We start from the raw sequence: 9425 nt of genomic DNA, 5'->3' as shown, positions 1-9425 counted from the left end.
GATGAGCCGCGAGGATGCGAACTTATGTTGATATTTCAAAGACGGGCTCGTGCCCCGGAGGCTGCGCAGCGCTCCTTCAGCGGTGCGCTGCAGAGCCGGGGCCCATGCAGCAGCGCACTGTGTCGCTTCCTGGGTCCCGGCTCTGCGCAGCAGCGTAAGAACGCTGCAGCGCGTCCGGGACACGGGAGTGTCCGCGCTAAACCGGCTTGCCCGCATACGGCATCGACGCCGTGAGGCCGCCATCCACCGGAAACGCCTGGCCGTTCACATACGACGCCTCGTCGCTGGCCAGAAACAATCCCATCGCGGCGAGCTCGTGCGGCTGGCCGGGGCGCTTCAAGGGGTTGAGCTGGCCGATCTTGTCGGCAGTGCCGCGCTCCCTAGCGCGGTCGAAGATCGGCTTGGTCATGCCCGTCTCGATCAGGCCCGGGCACACCGCGTTGATGCGCACGCCGGTGCCGGTGAGCGAATAGGCGGTGGTCTGCACCAGCGAGATCACGCCGGCCTTGCTTGCCGCATAGGGATGCCCGCTCGCGCCGGCCTTGAGGCCGGCGACCGATGCGGTGAGCACGATCGCGCCGGACTGCTGCTTCACCATGTGCGGCATTGCATGCTTTACCGCGAGGAATGGTCCGATCAGATTGACGCGCAGCACCTCCTGCCACTGTTCGACGGTCTGCTCGCCGAGCGGGACGAGCCCGCCGGAGACGCCGGCATTGGCCCAGATCACGTCGAGCCGGCCGTGCGTCTTCACTGCCTTGTCGATTACCGCGATGACGTCCGCCTCGGAGCCGGCATCGGCGATCATCGCTTCGGCGACACCGCCGGCCTTCCTCACCTCGTCGACGGTCTCCTTCACCGCCTCGGTGCGATCGACCGCGATCAGCTTGGCGCCTTCCCTGGTGAAGAGCAGCGCAGCCGCGCGGCCGATGCCGCTGCCGGCGCCGGTGATGATGACGGATTTGCCTTGCAGACGGCCCATGCGTTTCTCCCTTTGATGTGCCGCGAGACGCTTGCCGCGCGACGGAATTTCAAACAGAATTTCAAACGGTAAAGTGTCTTGAGACACGTTCGCTACTGACGTACAGCGACATTACACGGGATGGAAGGGCTTCAATGGCAACCGCAGACAAGCCGAATGTGGTCACGACACGCTGGTGGTGGGTCCGTCACGCGCCGGTGCGCAATGACGGCGGCAACATCTACGGACAGAGCGATCTCGCCTGCGACACCAGCGACACCTACGTGTTCAACGCCGTTGCCAAGGTGCTGCCGCGCAAGGCGGTCTGGTATTCGAGCAATCTGATGCGCACGCATCAAACGGCCGAAGCGATCTGGGAGGCGGGCTATCCGCGGCCTGCTTCGATGAAGTGGGAGGCGGACCTCGCCGAGCAGAATCTCGGCCGCTGGCAGGGCATGAATCGCGCCGCGTTCATTGCCAGCCGTCCCCTCGGCTCGAGCTGGTTTGCCGACATCAACGAGCCAGCGCCCGGCGGCGAAAGTTTTATGGATCTCTACAACCGCACGCGCCGTACCGTCGAGCGGATCACTAATGAGGCCGGCGGGCAGGACATCATCGCGGTCGCGCATGGCGGCACAATCAAGGCCGCACTGGGACTCGCGCTCAATGGCGAGGTTGAGAGGGCGTTGTCGTTCGATATCGACAATTGCTCGATCACGCGGCTCGATTATTTCACAAGCCCCGAGCGCTCGGTCTGGCGGCTGCCGATGGTGAACCAGCAGCCGTGGATCGCGGACGACGCGCATGCCGAGATGCATCAGCCGGCGGGACCGGAAGTCAAGAAGCTCGCCTGAGGCCCAAACTTGCCTGCGTCATTGTCCGTTCGCGGGGACACGGCGTAAGCTTCAAGCAAATCAAATCATACTGTGGGAGAAAAACATGACCTTGTTCGACATGAAAGGCAAAGTTGCCGTCATCACGGGATCGACCCGCGGCATCGGGCTTGCGATTGCCGAGCGTATGGCCGAGCACGGCGCCAAGGTCGTGATCTCCTCGCGCAAGGCCGATGTCTGCGATGAGGTTGCCCAGGGCATCAACGACAAGTTCGGCAAGGACACCGCGGTCGCGATCGCCGCGAACATCTCGTCGAAGGAGAATCTGCAAAACCTCGTCGACGAGAGCAACCGCGCCTTCGGCAGGATCGACGTGCTGGTCTGCAATGCCGCGTCGAACCCGTATTACGGTCCGCTTGCCGGCATCTCCGACGATCAGTTCCGCAAAATTCTCGACAACAACATCGTCGCCAACAACTGGCTGATCTCGATGGTGGTGCCGCAGATGATCGAGCGCAAGGACGGCTCGGTCATCATCGTCTCCTCGATCGGCGGCCTCAAGGGCTCGACCATTCTCGGGGCTTACGCGATCTCGAAGGCTGCGGACATGCAGCTCGCACGCAACCTGGCTTGCGAATACGGCAAGCACAACATCCGCGTGAACTGCATCGCGCCTGGCCTGATCAAGACCGATTTTGCCAAGGCGCTGTGGGACAATCCGGAGAACCTGAAAGCCTCGACCGCGCGCTCGCCGCTCTTGCGCATCGGCATCCCCGACGAGATCGCGGGCGCCGCGGTGTTCCTGGGATCCGCGGCCGGCGACTTCATGACCGGCCAGACCATGGTGATCGACGGCGGCGCGACGATTAGTTGATTCCCTCGCGGGAAGGGCACTCATTGCGGCTAAACTCAGGTGTCATCGTCCGCGAAGGCGGACGATCCAGTATCCCAGAGACCGGCGTTGGAGAGCTCGCCTTCACCACACCTGCCGCGGAGTACTGGATGCCCCGCTTTCGCGGAGCATGACAGCGAGATTGGTGATCCGGCGCAAGTTCAATCCACCGCCGCGTACACCAGATCCCGCACCAGTGTGCGCGTAAAATCGCGCTGGCCGGGGCCCTGGCTCATGAACACCGTGAACAGGTCTTCTTTCGGATCGATCCAGAAGAACGTCCCGGCAATGCCGCTCCAGAAATACTGGCCGACGCTGCCGGGGAAGGGTGCGATGCCGGCTTGCATGCGCACCGCAAAGCCGAGACCGAATCCGTGGCCGGGCGAGAGCAGCGTGCCGTTGGTCACGACGTGCGGCCCGAGGTGATCGGACGCCATCAGCTCCAGCGTCTTGCGCCCGATGATCCTGGCGCCGTCGAGCGTGCCGCCATTGCGCAGCATCAGCGCGAAGCGGGCATAGTCCATCGTGGTCGAGACGAGGCCGCCGCCGCCTGACTCCATGATCGGCTGCTCGAGCATGTTGAACAGCGCGACCTTGTCGCCGGTCCAGGGATCGGCTTCGAATGGCTGGGCGAGCCGGCTGGCATTGGCCTCAGAGGTAGAGAATCCGGTCTCGGTCATCTGCAAGGGGGCGAGAACGCGCTCGGTGAGGTACGCGCCGAGGGACTTGCCGCTGATGATTTCGATGATGCGGCCGAGGATGTCGGTGGAGCGGCTGTAGTTGAACTCGTCGCCGGGGTGGCAGACCAGCGGGAAGCTCGCCACAAGTGCTGCGTGCTCGGCATTGGTGATCTTGCGGCTGCGGACGCGGGACTCCTGGTAGAGCTTGTGCACCGGGCCGTCGCCCTGGTGCTCATACGTCAAACCAGACGTGTGGCGGAGCAGGTCCTGCACCGTCATCGGCCGCTTCGGTGGAACCAGTTCCAGCCTGCCGCCGCTGACGACGCCGACCTTCTGGTCGGCAAACTCGGGGATGAATTTCGCGACGGGATCGCCGAGGAGAAGGTGGCCGTCCTCGACCAGCGCCATGATGCCGACCGACACAATCGGCTTGGTCATCGAGAAGATCCGGAAAATCGAATCAAGCGCCATCGGCGCGGAAGCCGCCGGGCTCTGCTTGCCGAGCGCCTCGAACCAGCCGACCTGGCCGCGGCGGGCCACCAGCACGGTCACGCCGGGGACGGTTCCCTTGTCGATCTCGCGCTTGAACGCATCCGACATCGCCTGGAGACGAGGGCGCGACAGGCCCAGCGTTTCCGGCTTGGCCTCGGGAAGAGGCGGGGTTTTCGGCGCGGTCGAGGGGCGAGGGGCGGCTGTCGCGGTCATGTTCACTCCCGGGGGCAATGTTATTATCGGGAACGAACTCTGGCCCAGAAGGCGCGGCACAAACAAGCGAAGCCAGCGCGCTTCACCCTTGCAATCCGTCCTTGCAAACCAGCCGTCCCCTGTGCTTGAAAGCGGCCTGATCCGCGGCAACGCAGGGTCCGTAGGAGTGTAGCTCAATTGGTAGAGCACCGGTCTCCAAAACCGGGGGTCGCAGGTTCGAGCCCTGCCACTCCTGCCAGCTAATCCCGACAATCAGGATCGACAGGCAGGACGGCGGTGGGCCAACGGCTCGGCCGCTGGATCATGGGGAGCGGATAAGCCCTTGATCCGCATCGCGTCCGTCAGCCGGGCTCGCGCGCATTCCGGCTCGGTCACACCTTGACCTTTGGCCTCATTCGCAGTAGATACCCGGCACTCGCAGCCGGCCCGTTAAACGCGGATTTCCGGCGCGGCTTTGAAATCCCCCGAACAATCGAGCCCGGTTTTCCGGCTCATCCTTCGAGACAGAGGGCTGGGCCACAGGCGGCTGTTCGGATCCCTGAAATCATTATTGGCGTCTCAAACGATGGCAGTCAGCCCGTTCAAGTTCTTGCAGGAAGTACGCTCGGAGACCGCCAAGGTCACCTGGCCGACCCGTCGTGAGACCACGATCACCACCATCATGGTGTTCGTGATGGTCGCCGTGGCCTCGATCTTCTTCTTCGCCGCCGACCAGATCATCCGCTACCTCATCACCTTCCTTTTGGGCATTCACTGATGGCAACAGCAGCCGCTGCAACCCAATCGACCGACAAGCGCTGGTACATCGTCCACGCCTATTCGAACTTCGAGAAGAAGGTCGCCGAATCGATCCGCGAGCAGGCCAAGCAGCGCGGGCTCGAGGAGCTGTTCGAGCTGGTGCTGGTTCCGACCGAGAAGGTCACGGAAGTGCGCCGCGGCCGCAAGATCGACGCCGAGCGCAAGTTCTTCCCGGGCTACGTGCTGGTGAAGATGAAGCTGACCGACGAGGCGTTTCATCTGATCAAGAACACGCCGAAGGTCACGGGCTTCCTCGGCGCCGAGAACAAGCCGATGCCGATCTCGGAGGCCGAGGCCATGCGCATCCTGCACCAGGTGCAGGAGGGTGTGGAACGGCCGAAGGCGTCGGTGTCGTTCGAGATCGGCGAGAACGTGCGCGTGGCCGATGGCCCATTCGCCTCGTTCTCGGGTGTCGTCGAGGAAATCGACGAGGCGCGCTCGCGCGTGAAGGTCGCGGTGTCGATCTTCGGCCGCGCCACGCCGGTCGAGCTGGAATTCGGTCAGGTCGAGAAGGTCTGATCGGGTCACGCGGGACGCCCTAAGGCGTCACGCAAAGAGAGGCCGTGGGAGGGAGAGGGCGGTCGCCAGCCGCATCCGACCCAGACCACGAACCTGAAACCGCCGGCGTTGCCGGCACAACAGGAGTGATACATGGCAAAGAAAGTGACCGGATACCTGAAGCTCCAGGTCCCGGCCGGTGCGGCGAATCCTTCGCCCCCGATCGGTCCCGCGCTCGGTCAGCGTGGTCTCAACATCATGGAGTTCTGCAAGGCGTTCAACGCCCAGACCCAGAAGGAAGAGAAGAACACCCCGATTCCCGTTGTGATCACGATCTACGCCGATCGTTCGTTCACCTTCGAGATGAAGACCCCCCCGATGTCCTTCTTCCTCAAGCAGGCCGCCAAGATTCAGTCCGGTTCGAAAGCTCCGGGCCGTGACAAGGCCGGCGCGGTGACCAAGGCGCAGGTGCGCGAGATCGCCGAGAAGAAGATGAAGGATCTCAATTGCGACTCGATCGAATCGGCCATGAAGATGGTCGAGGGCTCTGCCCGTTCGATGGGTCTGGAAGTGGCGGGGTAAGCGGCTATGGCAATCGGAAAGCGTTTGAACAAAGCCCGCGAAGGTGTTGACCGCGAAAAGCTTTACCCGCTCGCGGACGCCATCAAGATGGTCAAGGAACGCGCCAAGGCGAAGTTCGACGAGACCATCGAGGTCGCGATCAATCTCGGCGTCGATCCGCGTCACGCCGACCAGATGGTCCGCGGCGTCGTGACCCTGCCGAACGGCACCGGCCGTACGCTCCGCGTCGGCGTGTTCGCCCGTGGCGCCAAGGCTGACGAAGCCAAGGCCGCAGGTGCCGACGTCGTCGGCGCCGAAGACCTGGTCGAGAAGGTGCAGAACGGCTCGATCGATTTCGACCGCTGTATCGCCACCCCCGACATGATGCCGCTGGTCGGCCGTCTCGGTAAGGTGCTCGGCCCGCGCGGCCTGATGCCGAACCCGAAGATCGGCACTGTGACCATGGACGTCACCGGTGCGGTGAAGGGTGCCAAGGGCGGCTCGGTCGAGTTCCGCGTCGAGAAGGCCGGCATCCTGCAGGCCGGCGTCGGCAAGGCCTCGTTCTCCGAGGAGAAGCTGGTCGAGAACATCAAGGCTCTCGCCGATGCTGTCTCGAAGGCGAAGCCGGCTGGCTCCAAGGGCACCTACATCCAGCGCGTTGCGGTGTCCTCGACGATGGGCCCGGGCGTGAAGGTCGAACCGGGTACCATTCTCGGCTGAGGTTTGGAAATTGCATGAGGCGAGGGGCGGAATCGGGCGACCGATTCCGCCCCTTTCCGTTTTCGACTTCGCTCACCGGAAACAACAACAATGGCTGACAAGGTCCTGATCTACTCGCGCTTTCCCAAGACGATGATGGTGCGCTTCGCCGAACGATTCGAGTTGCTCGACACCGGCGGCAAGCCCGCGCGGGAGGTGTTTTCGGCGGAAGAAATCGGCGGCATCCGTGCGATGTTGACGGCTGGCGGCTCGCCGCTCGGCGCCGAGGCGATGGACTTGTTTCGAAAACTCGGCGCCATCGTCTGCTACGGCACCGGCTATGACGGCGTCGACCTGAAGGCGGCTGCCGCGCGCGAGATCGCAGTCGGCCACAGCCCGGGTGCCAATGCTGCATCGGTCGCCGACATCGCGATGACCCTGATGCTAGCGACGACCCGGCGGATCCTGGTCGCCGACCAATATGTTCGCAGCGGTGATTGGGCTGGGTCAAAACAGTCGCCGATGATGCGCCCGCAGGCCGGCATGCCCGGCCGCCGCATCGGCGTCTACGGCATGGGCGAGATCGGCCGCAAGATCGCGGCGCGCTGCGCCGCGTTCGAGAGCGAGGTCGGCTATTTCAGCCGCAGCAAATACGATCTGCCCTATCAATATTTCCCGACGCTCGAGGCGCTCTCCGACTGGTGCAGCGTGCTGATGATCGCTGTCCGGGCAGGGGCCGAGACCCAGCATGTGGTCGACGCCGACATCCTTAAGCGCCTCGGCGCGGACGGCTATGTCGTCAACATCTCCCGCGGCTCGGTCATCGACGAGAAGGCCCTGGTCGCGGCGCTCGCCGACAAGACCATCGCTGGCGCCGGCCTCGACGTCTTCGAGACGGAACCGCACGCCCCCGACGCCCTGACCGCGCTCCCAAACGTCGTGTTCGCCCCGCATATCGGCGGCCACACCCTCGAATCGCACGTCGCCATGCAGAACTGCGCGCTGGCCAACCTGAGTGAGTTCTTCGCGGGCAAGCCGCTGCCTTATGGGGTCAAATCGGCCTGAATCGCCCCTTGTCCGGCCGCCTCAAGCCCCGTGGGCAACGGATTGGAACTGGTGTGAATTTTGCTCTTGGCAAGCGGGCAGAGAGCGGTTAAAGAACCGCTTCCGGACGCGCCGGCCTTGGCTGGCGCGTCTGTGCACGCATTCCGAAAACCCGACGCGCAGGAGATCATTCCTTTTCAGGACGTCCGCAAGGATTTGCCCAAAAAGGAAGGAAAATCCATCGGTTGGTGGGGTGCGGGCAGAGGTCAGGCGGTTCGCCGGCTGGCCTTGTCCTGTCCAAGACTGCAGGCGCCTGCGGGAAATTTCGATTTCTCAATGGCTTAATCGCATGGCCTGCATAGACGGGTGAAGACCGGATTTCGCTTCGCATCCCACCTTAGGGTGGTCGCGGAAGGAGTTTGGTTCGGACCTCGACACGCCGTGGGCTCTCACCAGCTCCCGGAGGGCAGGCTTTGAATTGTCGTCTCGCCCGGCGCGTGTCCGATGGGTTTTGACCCTGAGGTTCAGGTTTTGGGTGGGACGATGGGTGCAACCCGGCGGTCCCGCTTTCGCGATGACCGCCAACCGGAAAGAGCTTGCTGTGGAACGAGCGGCAAAAAAGGAAGCGGTCGAACAGCTCAATGGGGTCTTCAAGGCCACGAGCGTCGCGGTCGTTGCCCAATATTCCGGCCTGACCGTTGCCCAGATGCAGAAGCTGCGGACGCAGATGAAGCAGGCTGGCGCCTCGGTGAAGGTCTCGAAGAACCGTCTCGCCAAAATTGCTCTTGAAGGCACTGATGTCGTTGCCATCGGCCCCATGCTGAAGGGACCGACCGTGATCGCCACTTCGGACGATCCGGTAGCGGCGCCAAAGGTCGCCATCGAATTCGCCAAGACGAACGAAAAGTTCGTCATCATCGGCGGCTCGATGGGAAAGACCGTCCTGAATGTCGACGGCGTGAAGGCGCTTGCCTCGCTGCCGTCGCTTGACGAACTGCGCGCAAAGATCGTCGGCCTGCTTGTGGCCCCGGCGACCAAGATCGCACAGCTCGCCAACGCGCCCGCGGGCAAGCTCGCGCGCGTCATCCAGGCTCATGCCTCAAAGAGCGAAGCGGCCTGACGCCCTTCGCAAAACTCAAACCCGAACCAGACTTACATTCAAGGAAACTGAACAATGGCTGACTTGCAGAAGATCGTTGACGACCTCTCGAGCCTCACCGTGCTCGAAGCTGCCGAACTCGCGAAGCTCCTCGAAGAAAAGTGGGGCGTGTCCGCCGCTGCGGCAGTGGCCGTTGCCGGTCCCGCCGCTGCTGCCGCCGCTCCGGCGGAAGAGAAGACCGAGTTTACGGTCGTTCTGGCCGCCGCCGGCGAGAAGAAGATCGAGGTCATCAAGGAAGTCCGCGCCATCACCGGCCTGGGCCTGAAGGAAGCAAAGGACCTCGTCGAGGGCGCGCCGAAGCCTGTCAAGGAAGGCGTGAACAAGGACGAGGCCGAGAAGCTCAAGGTCCAGCTCGAGAAGGCTGGCGCGAAGGTCGAGCTCAAGTAAGCGACGCTTACTGGCGGGGTCCCGGGCCAAGGCTCGGGACCTTGGTCCGTCCCTCAAAAGGGTGGGCCTGATGCAAAAGGCGTGCGACGGATCGTCCCGACGCAGGCCGAACACGAAAATGTGTGGGGATTTGAGGGTATACCCCTCGAATCTCCACTATTGTCGCCCCATATCGGGTCGGCAGCACGAAAGCGCGGTGGGCAGGGTG

At 63.4% G+C, this 9425-nt stretch carries 11 protein-coding genes and 1 tRNA gene; 10 read left to right on the top strand and 2 right to left on the bottom strand.

Features of this window, described 5'->3' with window-relative positions:
- Positions 1–196: 196 nt before the first annotated feature.
- Positions 197–982: an SDR family NAD(P)-dependent oxidoreductase gene (locus ABID58_RS31135; protein WP_354036657.1), complete on the bottom strand. Its 786-nt coding sequence runs from the start codon at positions 980–982 to the stop codon at positions 197–199.
- Between the two features lie 134 nt (positions 983–1116).
- Here ABID58_RS31135 and ABID58_RS31130 point away from each other — a divergent pair, with 134 nt between their 5' ends.
- Together ABID58_RS31130 and ABID58_RS31125 are read left to right on the top strand one after the other, a co-directional pair.
- Positions 1117–1815 (top strand): histidine phosphatase family protein, encoded by a 699-nt coding sequence (locus tag ABID58_RS31130; protein ID WP_354036655.1) that lies wholly within the window; start codon positions 1117–1119, stop codon positions 1813–1815.
- 85 nt (positions 1816–1900) lie between these two features.
- Positions 1901–2668: an SDR family NAD(P)-dependent oxidoreductase gene (locus ABID58_RS31125; RefSeq protein ID WP_148750322.1), complete on the top strand. Its 768-nt coding sequence runs from the start codon at positions 1901–1903 to the stop codon at positions 2666–2668.
- A gap of 179 nt (positions 2669–2847) precedes the next feature.
- Here ABID58_RS31125 and ABID58_RS31120 read toward each other — a convergent pair whose 3' ends face one another.
- Entirely contained in the window at positions 2848–4071 is a 1224-nt protein-coding gene (locus tag ABID58_RS31120; protein ID WP_354036654.1) for a serine hydrolase domain-containing protein, read from the bottom strand.
- Between the two features lie 162 nt (positions 4072–4233).
- On the opposite strand from ABID58_RS31120, the gene ABID58_RS31115 reads away from it, so the two are divergent.
- From ABID58_RS31115 to rplL, 8 genes are all read left to right on the top strand, one after another.
- Positions 4234–4309, top strand: a tRNA-Trp gene (locus ABID58_RS31115).
- Between the two features lie 327 nt (positions 4310–4636).
- Entirely contained in the window at positions 4637–4828 is a 192-nt protein-coding gene (secE, locus tag ABID58_RS31110; protein ID WP_007611620.1) for a preprotein translocase subunit SecE, read from the top strand.
- Complete coding sequence (nusG, locus tag ABID58_RS31105; RefSeq protein WP_129268045.1) at positions 4828–5388, top strand: transcription termination/antitermination protein NusG; 561 nt, start codon at positions 4828–4830, stop codon at positions 5386–5388. Before secE ends, nusG begins: the two co-directional genes overlap by 1 nt.
- A gap of 132 nt (positions 5389–5520) precedes the next feature.
- Positions 5521–5949 (top strand): 50S ribosomal protein L11, encoded by a 429-nt coding sequence (gene rplK, locus ABID58_RS31100; RefSeq protein ID WP_007602986.1) that lies wholly within the window; start codon positions 5521–5523, stop codon positions 5947–5949.
- A gap of 6 nt (positions 5950–5955) precedes the next feature.
- Complete coding sequence (rplA, locus tag ABID58_RS31095) at positions 5956–6648, top strand: 50S ribosomal protein L1 (protein ID WP_014494487.1); 693 nt, start codon at positions 5956–5958, stop codon at positions 6646–6648.
- A 90-nt stretch (positions 6649–6738) separates the two neighbouring features.
- Positions 6739–7692, top strand: coding sequence for a 2-hydroxyacid dehydrogenase (locus ABID58_RS31090; protein WP_354036653.1), 954 nt, complete (start codon positions 6739–6741; stop codon positions 7690–7692).
- Positions 7693–8272: 580 nt separating this feature from the next.
- Positions 8273–8791 (top strand): 50S ribosomal protein L10, encoded by a 519-nt coding sequence (gene rplJ, locus ABID58_RS31085; protein WP_148750325.1) that lies wholly within the window; start codon positions 8273–8275, stop codon positions 8789–8791.
- A gap of 54 nt (positions 8792–8845) precedes the next feature.
- Positions 8846–9217: a 50S ribosomal protein L7/L12 gene (rplL, locus tag ABID58_RS31080; RefSeq protein WP_148750326.1), complete on the top strand. Its 372-nt coding sequence runs from the start codon at positions 8846–8848 to the stop codon at positions 9215–9217.
- The last annotated feature ends 208 nt before the right edge of the window (positions 9218–9425 follow it).

It is taken from the genome of Bradyrhizobium sp. S3.2.6 (assembly GCF_040546885.1).
Classification (GTDB): domain Bacteria; phylum Pseudomonadota; class Alphaproteobacteria; order Rhizobiales; family Xanthobacteraceae; genus Bradyrhizobium; species Bradyrhizobium cytisi.
This window is presented reverse-complemented; position numbering and strand designations above follow the sequence as displayed.